The organism is Rhodoferax potami (assembly GCF_032193805.1).
Classification (GTDB): Bacteria; Pseudomonadota; Gammaproteobacteria; order Burkholderiales; family Burkholderiaceae_C; genus Allorhodoferax; species Allorhodoferax potami_A.
The window spans coordinates 141,351-158,572 of the sequence record NZ_JAVBIK010000001.1; the positions used below are offsets into that span (position 1 = coordinate 141,351).

Genomic DNA, 17,222 nt, shown 5'->3' on the forward strand with positions numbered 1-17,222 from the left:
GCTCGGGCTAGACCATCTTGGGGTACTGAATCCAGGCATCAAACTCAGCCGCAGTCAGCGCGTTGGAAGCCAGAGCTTCCTCGCGCAGGCTGGTCCCGTGGGCTTGGGCCGCTTTCGCGATCGCTGCCGCACGGTCATAGCCGATATGAGGGGTGAGCGCGGTTACCAGCATCAGCGAGCGCTCCAGCAGGCTTGTCATCCGGTCCGCATCGGCCACCATCCCCTGCATGCAATGGGTGTCAAAGCTGTGCATCGCATCGCCTAACAACCGAACGCTTTGCATGAAGTTGTGGGCAATCAGGGGCTTGAAAGCATTGAGCTCAAAATTTCCCATAGCCCCACCCAGCCCCAAGGCCACGTCATTCCCGATCACTTGGCAACAGACCATCGTCAACGCTTCGCACTGCGTCGGGTTCACCTTGCCGGGCATGATGGAGCTCCCCGGCTCGTTTTCCGGGAGGTGAATCTCGCCCAAGCCGGCGCGTGGGCCACTGGCCAGCCAGCGGATATCGTTTGCAATTTTCATGAGTGCCACCGCAAGCGTTTTAAGGGCGCCGTGCGCACTGACCAATCCATCGTGCGCCGCAATGGCCGCGAACCGGTTCTGGGCACACCGCAGGGGAAAGTCGCACTCCGCGGACAAACGGGCCGCCACGCGCAAACCGAATTCGGGGTGGGTGTTCAGGCCGGTCCCCACTGCAGTGCCCCCTACCGCAAGCTCCATCAGCGGCACAAGCGATTGCTCAAGACACGCTTTCGCATGGTCGAGCTGCGCGGCCCAGCCCGATATTTCTTGCCCGAAGGTGATGGGCGTTGCATCCTGCAAATGGGTACGCCCCAGTTTGATCAGCCCCGCATATTGTTGAGCCTGTTGATGCAATGTGCTGCGCAATTGATTCAACGAGGGCAGCAGCTTCTGCGACACCCCCTGCACCGCCGCCAAGTGCATGGCGGTCGGAAAAATGTCATTCGTCGAATGACCAAGGTTCACATGGTCGTTCGGATGCACCGTCCGGTCCAGGCCCCGCGGCCCGCCAAGAATTTCTGACGCCCGGTTGGCCAGCACCTCGTTCATGTTCATATTGGTTTGGGTGCCCGAACCGGTCTGCCAGATCGACAGCGGAAAGTCTTCCCAGTGCGCGCCTGCCAGAACTTCGTCAGCGGCTTGCGCGATAGCCGCTGCCATGGCGGGATTCAACAGCCCCAGCTCACTGTTGACATGCGCACACACCTTTTTGATATGTGCCAACGCGACAAGCAATTCCCTTGGCATGCGCTCGGTCGAGATCGCAAAAAAGGTCAACGAGCGCTGTGTCGTAGCGCCCCAGAGTGCGCCAGCGGGCACGTCGACGACGCCCATCGAATCGCGCTCTTTCCTGAATATCGGCAAGTCCATCTCGAGCCCCTGACCATTTAGTTTGGGGGGAACCGTCAACGAATGCAGGCTCCCCGATTAGCCCGTTCAAGATAGGTGCATACCAAGGGGCGGTCTGTTCGCTGGCAAGCGGTGCGCAGTGCCGAGCCCGTACCGAAGAAGCATGCCGACCTGTATCCGCGCGATACTCTAGGCCATTCTTCTACTGTCGCCCCCCAGCCCATGCCCCACTACTGGCTCATGAAAGCCGAGCCCGCCGAGGCTTCGATTGACGATGTGCTGGCCATGCCCGATGCCACCGTAGGGTGGACCGGTGTGCGCAATTACCAGGCTCGCAACTTCATGCGCGACCAGATGCAAGTGGGCGATGGCGTGCTTTTCTACCACTCCAGCTGTGCGCAGCCGGGCATTGTGGGGATCGCGCGGGTGGCATCGGGCACCAAGGTAGATCCGACGCAATTCGACCCCGCGTCGCCCTACTTTGATGCGGCGAGCAAGCCTGAAGCACCACGATGGCTCCTGGTCGATGTGCAGGTCGTGCACAAGACGCGCAACCTCACATTGCCGGCGCTGCGCGCTGACGCATCACTCGCCGATCTCCTTATTCTCAAAAAAGGCAACCGGCTGTCTATCACGCCAGTAGCGCCAGCGCATTGGCAGCACATTACCCAGACTCTGGACTTTGAAACGCGATAGCCCCGCGGGTGATCCTTCGCGCCACAGTGCAGGCGCGATTTGCATGTACCTTGGCGCGAATTGCGAGTGACGTGGCACGTCTTGCCACCTACGATTCAGCTATTCCGTCAACAAACCTCTCTGCATTCACAGGAAAACGCCATGTCTACATCTTCACGCCCCCAAGTCGTCCTCATCACCGGTGCTTCTTCCGGCATGGGCAAAGAAGCCGCCAAGTTGCTGCTTCGCCAAGGGCATGTGGTCTACACCGCTGCGCGCCGCATCGAGTTGATGCAAGACCTGCAGGCTCTGGGTGCACATCCCCTCAAAATGGACGTTACTGATGAAGCCCAGATGCAAGCCGGTATCGCGCAAATCACCGCAGCCCACGGCGGAGTGGACGTGCTGGTGAACAACGCCGGCTTCGGCATCTACGGTGCCATGGAAGACACCAGCATGGCCGATGCGCGCTACCAGTTCGATGTGAACTTCTTCGGCCTCGCACGCATGACACAGCTGGTGCTGCCCCATATGCGCAACCAGCAGCGCGGGCGCATCATCAACATCTCGTCCATGGGCGGCAAGATGTATACCCCGCTGGGTAGCTGGTACCACGCCACCAAGCACGCCCTGGAGGGCTGGAGCGATTGCCTGCGCCTGGAGCTGGCACCCTTCGGCATTCAAGTGGTGATTGTGGAGCCCGGCATCATTGCCACCGAGTTCGGCGACGTGATGACCGGCCCGCTGCTGGAACGCTCCGGCAAAGGCCCTTACGCCAAGCTGGCACACATCGTGGCCAAGGCCACCGGAGACGCTTACAGCAAGCCCAATGCTGCGTCCCCTGCTTCCGTGATTGCGGACGTGATCGCCGAAGCGATAGCCGCCCCCAGGCCCAAAACCCGTTATGTGGCGGGCAAAATGGCCAAACCCCTGATGTTCATCCGCAAATGGTTTGGTGACCGTTTCTTTGACATGGCGGTCATGAGCCAGATGAAGTAATCATCGCCACCTGACAGGAGCACCCGGTGAAACACGCCAGCAAATTTGCCATCCAACGCGGCTGGAAGCTGCTTCTGGCCGACATGGCGCTCCCCGTGGGTGAGGTGCTCGCGTGGGCAGGCCTGCCGGGCGACATGTTTTCGCGCCCGGATGCCAGCCTGAGCCCGGCAGACTTCTTCAAGCTCTGGAACGGCATGGAGCAAGTGGCCGGTGGCGACGACCTGCCCCTGCGCTTCGGCCGGGCCATTTCGGTCGAGGCGTTTGATCCGCCCATCTTCGCCAGCCTGTGTGCCCCCAACATGAATGTGGCACTGCAGCGGCTCTCCAGCTTCAAGCGCCTTATCGGGCCCATGATTCTGGAAGTGCAAGTCACCTCCAACGGCACCTCAGCAGACTTGAGCTGCTACGGCTATGAGGGGCATCTGCCCCGCAGCTTGGCGGCCACCGAAATGGTGTTTTTTACCCAGCTGGCGCGTCTGGCCACCCGCAAACAGGTGGTGCCCCTGCGGGTGGAGCTGGTGCAATTACCGGATGACTGCGCCCCGCTGGAGGCCTTCTTCGGCTGCGACTTGCAAGCCGCCGACCGTAACCGCATCACCTTCAGCCCTCAAGACGCAGCACGCCCGTTTTTGACCGAAGACAACGCCATGTGGGAGAGCTTTGAGCCCGCCTTGATGAAGCGCATCACCGATCAGGACCACACGGCCAAAGCCTCTGAGCGGGTGCACAGCGCCTTGCTGGAGCTGCTGCCCGGCGGGCGTAGCGGCATTGACGATGTGGCCACCAAACTGCTCACCAGCCGGCGGACCTTGCAACGGCAGTTGCTGGCAGAAGGCCTGAGCTTTCAGGATGTACTCAACCGCACCCGCCGGGAGCTGGCCGAACACTACCTGCGCCAGGATGCCATCACGCCCGGAGAGGTATCGTGGCTGCTGGGCTTTCAGGATGGCAACTCATTCATTCGCGCCTTCAAAGGATGGACCGGCAGCACACCCGGTCAGTACCGCAGCAACATGCCACGCCAGCCTGCCCCCATGTAATGCGAGTTGCCCCTATGGGGCGGTCTGCTATGGTTTCACATCACAACAAAGGAGACATGTTTCATGACTGCATTGCAAGCATTGGTGGGTTTTGCACTTTGGACGCTGGCCTTGATCACGCTGGTGTTTTTGTACCGCGGCCTGCGCTTTTTACGGGGCACGCCCATCAACCACTGGCCGCGGGGCAACAAACCGCAAGACGACGCCAGCCTGGTCAAACGCCTCGAAGACGCCCACGCCAACTGCATGGAAAACCTGCCGGTTTTTGCGGTGCTGGTGCTTGCGGCCAGCCTGATGGACAAGTCCAACACCATTCAAGCGATCGCACCCTTCGTGCTCTACGCCCGTATCGCCCAGACCCTGGCGCATCTGTGGGGCACAGGCCCGCTGCAGGTGTTTGTGCGAGCCAGTTTCTGGAGCGTACAGCTGGTGATTTGCCTCTGGATGGCCATTCAGCTGCTGGCGGCCTGAGGGACCCATTCATCATCCAACGAGCACCTGGCGCGCATGGAATATGCGCGGAGAGCTCCTGAATTGATAGCAAACACCATGACCATAGACACTGACCTCGCCCGCCTCGCCCTCCAGGAAGAGCGTCTGCAGTTTGACGCCTTTGACCAGCGCACCGCATGGGCGCTGGGCAGCCGCATCAAGGCCCTTAGCGAAGAAGCCGGCGTGGCGCTGGCGATAGAAATCCGGCTGGGCAAGGACACCGTGTTCTTCTACAGCATGCCCGGCACCGGCCCCACCAACGCGGACTGGGCGCGGCGCAAGCGCAACTCGGTGGAGTTGCTGCATACCAGCTCTTACGCGCTCAACCTCAAGCTGGAAAAAGAAGGCAGCACCCTGGAGGCCAAACAAGGCCTGCCACTGCGCGACTACGCCACGCACGGTGGCAGCGTGCCCATACGGGTGCGCGGCGTGGGTGTGGTCGGGGTGGTGACCGTTTCAGGCATCCCGCAGCGGGACGACCACGCCATGGCCATCAAAGCACTGGCCGAGCTTTGCGGAGTCCCTTTGTACGAAGTGGCGCTGGATTAGCGCGGAACCGGTTAGCGCCGCCGCGCAGAGCGCACGCCGGAGAGCTCGTTCACGATCTTGAGCACCCGGGTCAGGCGGCCGGATTCGGCCACTTCCACGGTGAACGTCATCCAGGCGGTGCCTTTGACAGACTGGGTCTGCACCCCGATGACATTCATCTTTTCTTTGGCGAATACCTCCGAGATGTCGCGCAACAGGCCCTGGCGGTCCAAAGCCTCAACTGCAACGTCCACCGGATACACGTTCCCGTCTTTGCCGCCCGGGGCGCCCCATTCCACCTCGATCAGGCGGTCGCCACTGCGTTGCACCATGTTGCGCAGGTTGGAGCAGTCCGACCGGTGCACGCTCACGCCCTTGCCCCGGGTCACAAAGCCGCTGATCAAATCCGGCGGTGCCGGCTTGCAGCACTTGGCCAACTGGGTCATCAGCGAATCGATGCCCACCACCAGTACCCCGCCCTTGCCGCCGGACACACCGCGCGGCTTTTTGAGCGGCATGTAGTCGTCCTGCGTGCCGGCGGGCTCGGGCGGGCGCAGCAGAAGCTCGATGTTGCGCAGTGAAAACTCGTCTTTGCCCACCACCTCAAACAAGGCGTCGGCATTGTGGAAGCCCAGCTGGCTGGCCAGGTCGTCGAGCTTAATGGCGGTTTTGCCCTCACGTTGCAGCAGCTTTTCTACCGCCTCGCGGCCCTTGGCCATGGTCTCACCCATGGCCAGCGCATTGAACCAGGCCCGCACCTTGGCCCGCGCGCGGTGGCTGACCAGGTAGCCCAGCTCGGGGTTGAGCCAGTCGCGCGAGGGGCCGCCTTCTTTCACGGCAGTCACTTCCACGGTCTGGCCGTTTTTGAGCGGCGTATTCAGCGGCACCATGGCGCCATCCACCTTGGCACCCCGGCAACGGTGGCCCAGGTTGGTGTGCACGCTGTAGGCAAAGTCCACCGCGGTCGCCCCCTGCGGCAGCTCCACAATGGCGGCATCAGGCGTGAGCACATAGATGCGGTCGTCAAACATGCCTTGGCCGTCAGACGTGGCGTGAACGCCAGAGAGATCGCGCTCCCAGGCCAGCAATTGGCGCAGCACGGCAATCTTGGCGTCGTACTCGCCGGCGGCTGTCACGCTGCCGCCATAGCCTTTGGCGCCCGCCTCTTTGTAGGCCCAGTGGGCGGCCACACCATGCTCGGCATGGTCGTGCATCGGCTGGGTGCGAATCTGCACCTCAATCGGCTGACCACCGGCGTCGCGCACCACGGTGTGCAGAGACTGGTAGCCGTTGGGCTTGGGCCGGGCAATGTAGTCGTCAAACTCTTCGGTGATGGGCGTGAAACCGGTGTGCACAAGGCTGAGAGCCGCATAGCAGTCCGGCACCGTGGGCACCACGATGCGAAGCGCCCGGATGTCATACACCTGATCAAAACCCAGCGATTTGCCCCGCATCTTTTTAACGATGCTGTAGATGTGTTTCGGCCGGCCCTGCACCGTGGCTGTAACGCCCTGAGCGGCCAGGTCATCGGCGAGTTGCTGGCGCAGGCGCTCCACCGAGGCTTCCCGCTCCACGCGCTTTTCGTCCAAGAGCTTGGCCACCTGTTTGTAGGTGTCGGGCTCCAGAAAACGGAAGGACAGGTCCTCCATCTCCCACTTGATTTCCCAGATGCCCAGACGGTTGGCCAAGGGCGCAAACACCTGCAAGCCCTCAGAGGCCAAGCCAGGCGGCACCGGCAGCTTGGTCGCAGCAAAGTGCCGCAAGGTCTGCAGGCGCGATGCCAGGCGCAACATGACCACGCGCAGATCCTTGCTGAAAGCCAGCAGCATCTTGCGCACACTCTCGGTCTGCGCCGCTGCGGTCTGTGCCATGGGTGCGGCGCTGATGCTGTGGCCCGCCGACTGGTGAGTCAGGCGCGCCATGCGCTGCAAACGCACCAGCTTGGTGGTCTCCATCGCGAGGTCGGCAAAGTTGTCGCCAAAGGCTTTCGCAATCACCTCGTGCGGCTTGTTCAGGTGGTCGCAGGCGTACACCAGATAGCTGGCGGCCTGCATAGCCTCCGAGCCGCCGATGGTGCGCAGAATGGCGGCCACCGCGTCGGCGTGTTGCAGCACGTTTTCACCGGTGTCCAGCGACTCCGTCGCCAACAAAGGCTCGGCAAAAGCGCGGGCGCGCTGCAGGGCGCCAGCTTGCTCGGGCAGGCTGTCTGCAGTAGCCGCAATCACTTGCGGGGTGGCCGAGGCAATCTCCCCGGCGTACAAACTTTTCATGGAAGGCTCACAAGGCGGGGGACGTTACCCCAGCAAAAAAGAAGTCACGGCGTCCTGTTGGTCTTGGGCGATCAGCGTGGGGGCATGGCCCACGCCGGCAAACTCCACCAAGCGGGCTTTGGGCCCCCGCTGTGTCATGGCCTGCGCAGTTTCGGGGGACAAGAGGTCAGAGTCCGCCCCGCGCAGCAGCAAGGTGTCTGCCGTGATGGCGTCATACAGCTGCCACAGCTGCGCCTGGCCGGCCAGCGCCAACTCTTCGGTCACTGCCCGGAAGGGGATGGCAATCGCAGGGTCGTAGTGCAAGCGCACCTTGCCGTCGGCCAGGGTCTTGACCATATGGCGCGACAACTCCAGCCACTGTGCCGGGGTGTGCGGGCCGAAGCTGCTCGAAATCGCCCACATGGCATCAGCCGCCTGCTGCAGATTGTCAAAGCTCACCGCACGGCCCAGATAGGTGCCGATGCGCTGCAGCGACGACCACTGGATCACCGGGCCCACATCGTTGAGCACGAGCTTGCGCACCCGCACACCCACCGACTGTGCATGCGCAGTCACCGCCAAACCGATCAAGCCGCCCATGCTGGTGCCTACCCAATCCAGCGTGGCCGGTTTCAAGTGCGCCAGCAGACCCAACATGTCGGCCGCATACACGGGTACACCATAGCCGGCGGGGTCCTTGATCCAATCGCTCTGGCCACGGCCGGCCACATCGGGGCACACCACACGGATCGGTTGGGATGAGCGAGCCACCAGCGCCCGGGCCAGCACATCAAAGTCGCGTCCCTGGCGTGAAAGGCCATGCACACACACCACCGTGTGGGCGGCATCCGCAGCGCCCCACTGCCAATACGCCATGCGGCGCGGGCCGTTGGCGTCAGCGCAGGGTACGTAATTCAGCGTAGGTTCAGACATGGTGCAATCACTCGTTTGATAATGACCACATCCTAATGGAATCCCCCCACCACTTTGTGAAGGAAGACGCATGTTGAAAGGTAAAACCGCCCTCGTTACCGGCTCCACCAGCGGTATCGGTTTGGGTATCGCCAAAGCACTGGCCGCACAGGGCGCCAACATCGTGCTCAACGGCTTTGGCGACGTGGAAGGCCCCAAGGCGGAAATCGCGGCGTTGGGTGTGCAGGTGACCTACCACGGCGCGGACATGAGCAAGCCTGCCGAGATCGCAGCCATGATCGAGCACGCCAAGGCCACTTTTGGCGGCGTAGACATTCTGGTCAACAACGCAGGCATTCAACATGTCGCGCGGGTCGAAAACTTCCCCATCGAAAAATGGGACGCCATCATTGCCATCAACATGAGCAGCGCCTTCCACGCCACGCGCCTGGCCCTGCCCGGCATGCAAGCCAAGAACTGGGGCCGCATCATCAACGTGGCGTCTGTGCATGGGCTGGTGGGCTCTGCCGAAAAGTCGGCCTATGTGGCGGCCAAACACGGTGTGGTGGGCCTGACCAAGGTGACCGCGTTGGAAAACGCCACCACCGGCGTGACCTGCAACGCCATCTGCCCAGGCTGGGTGCTGACCCCGCTGGTGCAAAAGCAGGTGGATGCCAAAGCAGCCGCGCAAGGCATCAGCAACGCGGACGCTACCAAACAGCTGTTGGGTGAAAAGGAGCCTTCGATGCAGTTCACCACCCCGGAAGAGCTGGGCGCCTTGGCGGTGTTCTTCTGCTCCCCCGCTGGGGACAACGTTCGCGGGGTGGCGTGGAACATGGATGGGGGCTGGACTGCCCAGTAATTGGGATGAAATCGGGCTCTGGCGCAGGTAGTTACTGCACCTACAGCTATCAAAACAATAGCAAAAAGCCCCGGCAGTTGTCTGCCGGGGCTTTTTTTAATGGAGCCTCGCGAGGCTAGCTCGACTGTTTGAACGCCATGACCGCCTGGTTGCGCAAGGTGCGCAGCAAGGCCAGTTCTTTTTCGTCCAGCTCCAGCGCGCCGTACTGCAGTTTGTCGGCATAAATCAGCCCGAAAGGCGCCCCTTTGATCTGCAGCGGCAACAACAAAAAGGCCGGCGCGTTCAAACCTTGGCGGTACCAAAGCGGCAGGCGCTGAGCAATGCGCAGTTCGGTGGCGTCGCTGATCATGGTGTCTGCCCCCTTCGCACACACCACGCCAAACAAATCGGGGCTCGTGGCCCGGAGATGGGTTTTGAAACCTTTGATATGCGCCTCGACGCCATGCCCCAGGCCGAAACGGGCGGTCATCATTTCGGTACGGGCATCGCGCATGCAAAAAATCACCCGATCGAAACCCAAGGCGCGGAACATGGTCTCCAAAATCATGCGCAGGATATCGGTGAGCTTGGAGTCCTCCACCATCGCGTCCGTGATGTCTTGAATACCTGCCGACAAAAGGCTCACCACCTCGGCCCTGGGCATGACGGGCGCTTGGACAGGGGGCATGCTGATCCGGACAGTGGGCGTGGCCTGCAAAGCGAGCCCCCCTAAAGAATCTTCGGTCGTCGCAGGCGCGTCCGGCGCGGTACCCAGCGCATCGGCAGGCAGCTGTAAAAGTTTGGCCGCGACGGACCCCGGCACCACATGGATATCCATCGCGTGCACCAGATCCACCAACTTGTTGCGAGCCTTGGCAGTCGCCTCCTGCAGCTGCGGGAGGCTGCCACCCAGCACAGGGGCGTATCTCTTGAGTACCGTCGCAACCCTGGGTGCTACGTCGTTGGCTTCAGCCTCCAGCAAAACGTCAGCAATCTCGTTGGATGCCATCGCAATCCAGCGGACCCGCTCGGCCGGGTCGACCGGTAGCATGGCAGGCGGTGTCCCGGCAGGTTTGCGCATGCAACGCTGGATACCGGCGGGCAAGCCCCAGCTTTTGGCGATCCCGATGCCGAGGTCTTCATAGCTCAGCCCCAGCACACTCACGGCGGCTGGCGTTTCGGTCTGCATCTCGCGGCTGCCGCAGGTCAAGGTGCGGATGTTCGCCACCTCTTCCGGAAAATAAAACTGGGCCAGCAAGCGCCCCAGGTTCTGAAACATCGAGCCGATAAACGCCTCTTCGCTCCCACGGGCGATAGGGCTGAGCTCGCCACCAATCGCACCAGCCATCAAAGACCGCAAAAACTCCTCTTTGAGCAGCGCTGCGTGGGCCTTGTCTTGCATGTGCTCCAGCAACACCAGGCTCAAAGCCATGTTGCGGATGCCGTTAAACCCCACCAAATGCACCGCACGTGACACCGTGCTGATACTTCCACTCCGGGCAAAGTGGGCACTGTTGACGAGCCGCAGCAGCTTGTTGGTCAAGGCCACGTCTTTGAGGATCTCGTTGGTAACGCTGCTAACACTTTCTTTTTCAGAAAGGGCCATGCTCTGGATGCGGGAGATCGAGTCCGACAAGGCCGGAAAATCACTCTTGTGCCGCATCCGGCGCAACAAAAACTCCAAGGTCGCGTCTGCGCCCGTGGCCTGCTCGGCCGCCGGCGCCTTGAGTGAATCGGTCCACTCCACCAGCTCGCTGCGAAACAAGCTGGCACTCGCAAAACGCTGCTGGGCATCGAGCGCCAGCGCCCGCTGCACGATGGCACGCAACCGGTCGTCCACACCGGCAGGCACCGACGCCGGCAACACCAGTTGCTCGTGGGTGACGCGGTAAATGGCGCTGTACACATCCGATTCCGCCAGCAAGCGCCGGCCGGTCAACATCTCGGCCAACACCAGGCCGGCCGAAAAAATGTCCATGGCCGGGCTGGGTGCAGCTCCGCTGGCCAACTCAGGCGACAGGTAGCCAATGGTTCCCATCAAATCTTCTTCGGGGGCGGGGCTGCCGGCATCGCGCATGCGGGCGGCGATGCCAAAGTCCATGATCAGCGCCCTGCCCTCGGTATCCAGCACGATGTTGGAAGGCTTCAGGTCCCGATGGATAACCCCGGCTGCGTGGGCCGCGGCCACTGCCGACAACACATCGGCCATGACCGCCACCGCCTGGCTGGCCGGCATCGCGCCATGCCGCTGGAGATGCTGGTCCAGGGGGAGCCCCGCCACGTACTTGAAGACCAGGTAAGGCCGGGTTTCGTGGATGTCCGCCTCATACACCGGAACAATCTGGGGATGGGTCACACGGCCCACACTGCGCGCCTCTTCCAGCCAGCGGCTCACAGCCTGTCCGTCGGCAGTACCGGCGGGCCGCAAGAGCTTCAGCGCAACATCCCTCTCCAGCCGCGGGTCGAACGCCAGCCACACGGTGCTTTGTCCGCCTTCCCCGAGGATTTTGACAAGTTGAAATCGACCAACGTAATCATTTGCTTTCAAGACTCAGCCCTTTGCATGGTGTTTTTTTAGCTGGAGCGGTACTTCCCTGCATAGGTCTCAAAGTCCACCAACGACAAGGGGCGGCTGAACAGGTAGCCCTGAAAAAACCGGCAGTGGTTTTCCAGGAGGAAATCCCTTTGACCGGAGGTCTCCACCCCTTCTGCAATCACCGACAAGCCCAAGCTCTCGCCCAATTGCAACACAGTCCGTGCAATCGCCGCATCACTCGGGTCGGTGAGCACGTCGCGCACAAAGGTCTGGTCGATTTTCAACTGATCGAGCGGGAGTTTCTTCAAATATCCGAGCGATGAAAAGCCGGTACCAAAATCATCCAAGGCGCACCCCACGCCCAAGGCGCGCAGTTGCTGCATTTTCTGGACGATATCGTTCATGTCGTGAATCAGGGTGCTCTCCGTCAGCTCGAGCTTGAGGCGCGAAGGGTTCAGGCCGAACTCATGGACCACTGCTGCCACCTGATCCACAAAGTCCGCCTGTAAAAATTGCCGCGCACTGACATTGACCGACAAAGTCAGCCGCGCCAAAGCAGGCACCTGCAACCAATGGGCCAAGGTCTGCCCTGCGGTTGACAACACCCATGCACCCACAGGCAATATTTGCCCCGATTGCTCTGCCACCGGAATAAAGTCCGCCGGAGAAACCAGCCCAAACTTGGGGTGCCGCCAGCGCAGCAAAGCCTCGGCCCCGATGACACTGCCATCCGCCTGCACTTGGGGCTGGTACAGCAAAAAAAAACTCACCGCGCGACAAGCCCTGGTCAATATCCCGCTCCAGCGAGTTGGCGGGCATTCCTTCGCTGAGCATGATGTGCACGAGAGCAATCAAACCCATCATGGCAGTCGCGGTATTGATCCAAGCGCCAACCAGGCGAATCGGCGGGGGAATGAAGAGCTCGGAGGAATGGGGCCAGTTGGAGCTGGCGAACACCACAAAAGATGCCATCAGGACGGCAACGGTGCTCCAACGCAAAAGGGGCGACTCGTTGCGGAACACCAGCATGCTGGCCAGTGTCAAAACCAAAAAGTAAAGGTGAGAGGTCCTCGGCGACACCCCATCGTGCCCGTCAAAAAACATGGCGAACAAGCAGAGCGTGACGTAACCAATCACCAGCACCAATGCCCACGCGAGCCGGGTGCGCTGGTGACGAGTAAGCCAAGCCACCGCTCCCGCAGTGATCAACAGCGCAAGCTCCAAGCCCACAAGGTCCCAGCGACCCATGAGCGAAAACACCAGCGACCAGGCACTGCCCAGCCCTGCCAACAGGGCCACACAGACCCACAACAGACTCACCACCCGTCGTTGGTGTACCTTTTTAAAAAGCGCAGATTGTTGGACGTTCATCACACACTCCCGTTGCCCCACCGGCGCGCTATCGACCCGCGAGGCCTCGCTTTTGGTTTTTACGGACGCTTCTCTCGGGTTGACGATGGCATAGGCCGTGCACCACGTCAAGGCATGGGGCCCTGGGTAGTGGTAAACCCCTCTACAAACCCGGTTGGGTTTTGAGTTGCCCTCTTAGCTCGTCTCTGGCGTTAGGGGTCATGCGCTGGGTGCCCACGGGGGCGACCGGCGGTGTTTGCTGCAAAGCCGCTCTGAGTGTTTCGCGCTTGTTTGCCCGGCTTTGCACCGGGGGCTTGGATTCCTGCAGGGGCTGCGCCGCTGGGTTTGCAGCTGGAATTTGCGCCACGGCGGCGCCGGACACGCACCCTGCCAACGCCATCAGCCAAACAATCCGACGCACCATGAACTCAGCCTCCGTCTCTAGAAGATTCCGATGGTGGCCTGAGCCCCAGCGGAAATACGTGAGAATCCGTCCTTATTTGTAACACGGTGTCAAAGACGGCCGCATCTGCGCGGTTTTCCAAAAAGTCAACGCGCAAAATCTGCTCTGTTACAAATTTGAGGACGTCATGCAAACCCAAACCAACCGACCCAACAAAATCCTGGTGGTGGACGACGATGCCCGTATCCGTGACCTGTTGCGCCGCTACTTAACGCAAGAAGGCTTCGAAGTGCTGACCGCCGAAGACGGCAAGGCCTTGACGCGGGTCATGCTGCGGGAAACAGCAGACCTGATCGTGTTGGACCTGATGATGCCCGGCGAGGACGGCTTGTCCATCTGCCGGCGCCTGCGCGCGGCCAATGACCAGACACCGGTGATCATGCTCACCGCCAAAGGCGAAGATATCGACCGGATTGTGGGTCTTGAAGTCGGTGCAGATGACTACCTTGGCAAGCCATTCAACCCGCGTGAGTTGTTGGCCCGCATCCATGCGGTGCTGCGCCGCCGGCCTGCCCAAGAGGCGCCGGGTGCACCCTCGAGTGACAACGAGATCGTTCGCTTCGGCCTGTTTGTGTTTGACTTGGGCGCCCGCACCCTGAAAAAAGTCGACCAGGAAATCATGCTTACCACCGGCGAATTCGCCATGCTCAAGGCCTTGGTGCGGCATCCGCGCATCCCGCTCTCGCGGGAAAAGCTGGCCCAGCTGTCACGGGGGCGCGAGTTTGAGCCCTTTGACCGTAGCCTCGATGTGCAAGTGTCCCGCCTGCGTAAATTGCTGGAAAACGACCCCTCCACCCCCCGTTTCATCCAAACTGTGTGGGGCGTGGGCTATGTCTTTGTGCCGGAAGAAACCACGACCTAACGGCCCCACCACCCCGGAACCCCGCTTTGCAATCCACCCAGATCCCCGACTTTGATGCAAGTGCCCCCGCTGAGCTGGGGGAAACACCGTCCAGCGGTTGGCGCAAGCCTTTCTCGTCGGTCAGTCTGTTCTGGCGTACGTTTTTCCTGCTGTCGATTTTGCTGATCGGCAGCATCCTCGCGTGGTTGCAGACCCTGCGCTCGCTGGAGTTTGAGCCCCGGGCCGTGCAGACTGCGCAGCTGTTGGCGTCGCAAGTGAACCTGAGCCGGGCAGCGCTGGTCTATGCGGATGGGATCGCCCGTATCTCCCTCATCAAGACCATGAAGGATGAAGAGGGCTTGCGGATCGTGCCCCGCGAGGCCACTGACAGCTTTGAGTCGCGGGACAACGACGCCTTCAGCCGCCGCGTGATCGCGGAACTGGGCAGCCGCTTGGGCCAAGGCACCATCGTGGCCAGCCGCATGAACGGGCAGCCCGGGTTATGGGTGAGCTTTGTGATCGATGGTGATGACTATTGGCTGCAAACCGACCAGACCAAGTTCAACCCCGCGGGTGGCACCACCTGGCTGATCTGGCTCGGCGTCGCAGCTGTGCTGTCGCTCGCCGGTGCGGCTCTGATTGCAGGCCTGATCAACCGGCCTCTCAAGGAACTCTCTTTTGCGGCCAGCCGCATGCGGGATGGGGACTTTGAAGCCAGTCAGCTCGACGAGCATGTCAACACCAGCGAAATCCGCGAGGTCAACATCGGCTTCAACCGCATGGCCCAGAAACTCGCCAAGATCGAACAAGACCGCGCCCTGATGCTCGCAGGCATCTCCCATGACCTGCGCACTCCGCTGGCCCGCTTGCGCCTCGAGACCGAGATGAGCGTGAGCAACCTCGAGGCCCGCGCCCACATGGCATCGGACATCACCCAGCTCGACGCCATCATTGACAAATTTTTGGACTACGCGCGGCCTGACCGGGTGAAGCTGACCCCTGTCGTATTGGGCGATGTCATCGACAGCTGCATCTACTCGATGCGCAAGCTCCCGGACGTCAAAATCGAGGTCGACCTTGAAGAGGACTTGCTCGTCTTGGCCGACGAGGTTGAGCTCGGCCGCGTCATTACCAACCTGCTGGAAAACGCACGGCGCTACGGCAAATCGGTGAACACCGGCATCGCCGATATCCGTATCTCAGCCTTGTCGCGGGACAAATGGGTGCTGATGAAAGTGCGGGACCGCGGCATCGGCGTTGCACCTTCGCAGCTGTACCAGCTCACCCAGCCGTTTTTTCGCGGCGAGGCAGCGCGCACTGCCGCCAACGGGGCAGGCTTGGGGTTGGCGATTGTCGAGAAAACCATGCAGCGCATGGGCGGCACCTTTCAACTGGCCAACTCCAATACGGGCGGCCTCTCTGCCCATTTGCGCCTGCAGCGCGCGACCCGCTTTTAGCCCGGGTAGCGCCTTGCTCAGGACTTGCTGAGTAGCACTACCGCGCGGGCTTCCATCGCACGGCCTTCGCCAACAGGACCCATTTTTTCGGCCGTTTTGGCTTTGACGTTGACGCACCCGATATCGAGCGCTAGCACTTCAGCAATCCGCGCGCGCATCGCTTGTATATGGGGCACGAGCTTGGGGGCTTGGGCGATCACGGTGCTGTCGAGGTTGATGATCTGGTACCCCAGCGCCCGCACATCGGCCGCCACCTTGGCCAGCAGCAAGGTGGAGTCTGCGCCCTTGTACTGCGCATCGGTATCGGGAAAGTGCGAGCCAATATCGCCCAAGGCGGCGGCGCCTAGCAAGGCATCGGTGATAGCGTGCAGCAAGGCGTCAGCATCGGAATGGCCTAGCAGGCCCTTGGTGTACGGAATCTCCACGCCCCCCAGAATGAGTTTGCGGCCTTCGACCAGTTGGTGGGTGTCCCAACCTTCACCGATGCGGATGTTCATGGTTTTGCTCTTTCGTAGTCAAAAGTGCCACTAGCGCAGGTGTAGATTGCGCTGGTAGCTATTATTTTTATAGTGGGTGCCCAGCGCGCGCAGCGAGTACCGCAGCGGCCAACGCGAAGTCTTGCGGGTAGGTCACTTTGAAATTTTGAGCGCTGCCGTCCACCAGGCGGGGAGATTGGCCCACCAACTCGAGGGCGCTGGCTTCGTCGGTCACAGCATCGCCAGCCGCCACATAGGCCGCTTGGAGCGCGCCGATGCGGAACATCTGCGGCGTTTGTGCCAGCCATTTGTCGCTCCGGTCCAGGGTGGCAGCCACCCGGCCGCCCTGCTCTTGTTTAAGGGTATCGGGCAGCTTCAGGGCCAAGAGGCCGCCCACCGGATCGTCCTTGCAGGCGTCAATCAGGCGATTCACATCCGCTGGGGTGATCAGGCAACGCGCGGCATCGTGCACCAGCACCCAATCCAGAGGCTGCGCCCCTTGTGCCAACAGGGCGGATAGACCATTAAAAACGCTTGAGGCCCTTGTGGCACCTCCGCAGTTCGCTACAAAAACAGGAGCACCCTGCGGCTGTGGCGCAGTGTCAAAAAACGGGTCCCCGGCCGACACCACCACCTGAATGCCTGCCAAGCGGTCTACCGCCGCCAAGGCCTCTAGGGTGTGCAGCACCAAGGCCTGTTGACCCAACACGGTGTATTGCTTGGGCCCCGCGGCTCCGGAGCGGCTGCCATTGCCCGCGCAGGGCACCAGAGCCCACAAACGGGGTGCCACCGCCACAAGCTCCGGGGTGGACGGGGACTGCGGGCTGGCCTTGGAGGTCGGGTCGCTGTGCGGCGCGGGGGATATTGGCGTAGTGTGGGTCATGGTGCAGCCTGCCATTCTAAAATCACGGCTGTTGCGCGCAGCCCTGTCAGGGTGATCGTGCCCCGGCTGCCGTTTGGATGGCAGCCCTCTCCCGCACACTTTGGA

At 61.5% G+C, this 17,222-nt stretch carries 16 protein-coding genes; 8 read left to right on the forward strand and 8 right to left on the reverse strand.

The genetic code is table 11. The annotated features are described in order from the left end of the window. Positions 1 to 7: 7 nt before the first annotated feature. Entirely contained in the window at positions 8 to 1,396 is a 1,389-nt protein-coding gene (gene fumC / locus RAE19_RS00660; protein WP_313873104.1) for a class II fumarate hydratase, read from the reverse strand. A gap of 201 nt (positions 1,397 to 1,597) precedes the next feature. Here fumC and RAE19_RS00665 point away from each other — a divergent pair, with 201 nt between their 5' ends. The 5 genes from RAE19_RS00665 to RAE19_RS00685 all read left to right on the forward strand — a co-directional run bounded on the left by RAE19_RS00665 (position 1,598) and on the right by RAE19_RS00685 (position 5,130). Continuing rightward, entirely contained in the window at positions 1,598 to 2,071 is a 474-nt protein-coding gene (locus RAE19_RS00665) for an EVE domain-containing protein (RefSeq protein WP_313873105.1), read from the forward strand. A gap of 141 nt (positions 2,072 to 2,212) precedes the next feature. Next, positions 2,213 to 3,049: an oxidoreductase gene (locus RAE19_RS00670; RefSeq protein ID WP_313873106.1), complete on the forward strand. Its 837-nt coding sequence runs from the start codon at positions 2,213 to 2,215 to the stop codon at positions 3,047 to 3,049. 26 nt (positions 3,050 to 3,075) lie between these two features. Further along, positions 3,076 to 4,089, forward strand: a complete 1,014-nt coding sequence (locus RAE19_RS00675; protein ID WP_313873107.1) for an AraC family transcriptional regulator — start codon at positions 3,076 to 3,078, stop codon at positions 4,087 to 4,089. Positions 4,090 to 4,152: 63 nt separating this feature from the next. After that, a complete protein-coding gene (locus RAE19_RS00680) occupies positions 4,153 to 4,560 on the forward strand; it encodes an MAPEG family protein (protein ID WP_313873108.1) in 408 nt (135 codons plus the stop codon). A 78-nt stretch (positions 4,561 to 4,638) separates the two neighbouring features. Continuing rightward, complete coding sequence (locus RAE19_RS00685; protein ID WP_313873109.1) at positions 4,639 to 5,130, forward strand: heme-degrading domain-containing protein; 492 nt, start codon at positions 4,639 to 4,641, stop codon at positions 5,128 to 5,130. Between the two features lie 11 nt (positions 5,131 to 5,141). Here RAE19_RS00685 and RAE19_RS00690 read toward each other — a convergent pair whose 3' ends face one another. Continuing rightward, positions 5,142 to 7,379, reverse strand: coding sequence for a RelA/SpoT family protein (locus RAE19_RS00690; protein WP_313873110.1), 2,238 nt, complete (start codon positions 7,377 to 7,379; stop codon positions 5,142 to 5,144). A gap of 24 nt (positions 7,380 to 7,403) precedes the next feature. After that, positions 7,404 to 8,291 (reverse strand): alpha/beta fold hydrolase, encoded by an 888-nt coding sequence (locus tag RAE19_RS00695; RefSeq protein WP_313873111.1) that lies wholly within the window; start codon positions 8,289 to 8,291, stop codon positions 7,404 to 7,406. 70 nt (positions 8,292 to 8,361) lie between these two features. On the opposite strand from RAE19_RS00695, the gene RAE19_RS00700 reads away from it, so the two are divergent. Further along, positions 8,362 to 9,132, forward strand: a complete 771-nt coding sequence (locus RAE19_RS00700) for a 3-hydroxybutyrate dehydrogenase (protein WP_313873112.1) — start codon at positions 8,362 to 8,364, stop codon at positions 9,130 to 9,132. A 115-nt stretch (positions 9,133 to 9,247) separates the two neighbouring features. On the opposite strand, the gene RAE19_RS00705 is transcribed toward RAE19_RS00700, so the two are convergent. From RAE19_RS00705 to RAE19_RS00715, 3 genes are all read right to left on the reverse strand, one after another. Continuing rightward, complete coding sequence (locus tag RAE19_RS00705) at positions 9,248 to 11,659, reverse strand: protein kinase domain-containing protein (RefSeq protein WP_313873113.1); 2,412 nt, start codon at positions 11,657 to 11,659, stop codon at positions 9,248 to 9,250. A 26-nt stretch (positions 11,660 to 11,685) separates the two neighbouring features. Further along, positions 11,686 to 12,417, reverse strand: coding sequence for a putative bifunctional diguanylate cyclase/phosphodiesterase (locus tag RAE19_RS00710; RefSeq protein WP_313873114.1), 732 nt, complete (start codon positions 12,415 to 12,417; stop codon positions 11,686 to 11,688). 743 nt (positions 12,418 to 13,160) lie between these two features. Further along, positions 13,161 to 13,421 carry a hypothetical protein gene (locus RAE19_RS00715; RefSeq protein ID WP_313873115.1) on the reverse strand — a complete coding sequence of 87 codons (261 nt, stop codon included), beginning with the start codon at positions 13,419 to 13,421 and terminating at the stop codon, positions 13,161 to 13,163. A 166-nt stretch (positions 13,422 to 13,587) separates the two neighbouring features. On the opposite strand from RAE19_RS00715, the gene ompR reads away from it, so the two are divergent. Together ompR and RAE19_RS00725 are read left to right on the forward strand one after the other, a co-directional pair. Further along, positions 13,588 to 14,322, forward strand: a complete 735-nt coding sequence (gene ompR / locus RAE19_RS00720) for an osmolarity response regulator transcription factor OmpR (protein WP_313873116.1) — start codon at positions 13,588 to 13,590, stop codon at positions 14,320 to 14,322. Positions 14,323 to 14,348: 26 nt separating this feature from the next. Further along, complete coding sequence (locus tag RAE19_RS00725) at positions 14,349 to 15,758, forward strand: ATP-binding protein (protein WP_430962499.1); 1,410 nt, start codon at positions 14,349 to 14,351, stop codon at positions 15,756 to 15,758. Positions 15,759 to 15,775: 17 nt separating this feature from the next. On the opposite strand, the gene ispF is transcribed toward RAE19_RS00725, so the two are convergent. Together ispF and ispD are read right to left on the reverse strand one after the other, a co-directional pair. Continuing rightward, the gene (gene ispF, locus RAE19_RS00730; RefSeq protein WP_313873117.1) at positions 15,776 to 16,255 is read right to left on the reverse strand and encodes a 2-C-methyl-D-erythritol 2,4-cyclodiphosphate synthase; all 480 of its coding nucleotides are present in this window, start codon (positions 16,253 to 16,255) and stop codon (positions 15,776 to 15,778) included. 67 nt (positions 16,256 to 16,322) lie between these two features. Then, positions 16,323 to 17,117, reverse strand: a complete 795-nt coding sequence (gene ispD / locus RAE19_RS00735; protein WP_313873118.1) for a 2-C-methyl-D-erythritol 4-phosphate cytidylyltransferase — start codon at positions 17,115 to 17,117, stop codon at positions 16,323 to 16,325. Positions 17,118 to 17,222: the final 105 nt, after the last annotated feature.

Excerpts from the sequence above, each read along its gene's own strand:
- RAE19_RS00680 (WP_313873108.1), top strand. The coding sequence starts at position 4,153 with ATGACTGCATTGCAAGCATTGGTGGGTTTTGCACTTTGGACGCTGGCC.
- ispD (WP_313873118.1), bottom strand. The coding sequence starts at position 17,117 with ATGACCCACACTACGCCAATATCCCCCGCGCCGCACAGCGACCCGACC.
- RAE19_RS00695 (WP_313873111.1), bottom strand. The coding sequence starts at position 8,291 with ATGTCTGAACCTACGCTGAATTACGTACCCTGCGCTGACGCCAACGGC.
- RAE19_RS00715 (WP_313873115.1), bottom strand. The coding sequence starts at position 13,421 with ATGGTGCGTCGGATTGTTTGGCTGATGGCGTTGGCAGGGTGCGTGTCC.
- RAE19_RS00700 (WP_313873112.1), top strand. The coding sequence starts at position 8,362 with ATGTTGAAAGGTAAAACCGCCCTCGTTACCGGCTCCACCAGCGGTATC.
- RAE19_RS00685 (WP_313873109.1), top strand. The coding sequence starts at position 4,639 with ATGACCATAGACACTGACCTCGCCCGCCTCGCCCTCCAGGAAGAGCGT.
- RAE19_RS00665 (WP_313873105.1), top strand. The coding sequence starts at position 1,598 with ATGCCCCACTACTGGCTCATGAAAGCCGAGCCCGCCGAGGCTTCGATT.
- ompR (WP_313873116.1), top strand. The coding sequence starts at position 13,588 with ATGCAAACCCAAACCAACCGACCCAACAAAATCCTGGTGGTGGACGAC.
- fumC (WP_313873104.1), bottom strand. The coding sequence starts at position 1,396 with ATGGACTTGCCGATATTCAGGAAAGAGCGCGATTCGATGGGCGTCGTC.
- RAE19_RS00670 (WP_313873106.1), top strand. The coding sequence starts at position 2,213 with ATGTCTACATCTTCACGCCCCCAAGTCGTCCTCATCACCGGTGCTTCT.
- RAE19_RS00690 (WP_313873110.1), bottom strand. The coding sequence starts at position 7,379 with ATGAAAAGTTTGTACGCCGGGGAGATTGCCTCGGCCACCCCGCAAGTG.
- ispF (WP_313873117.1), bottom strand. The coding sequence starts at position 16,255 with ATGAACATCCGCATCGGTGAAGGTTGGGACACCCACCAACTGGTCGAA.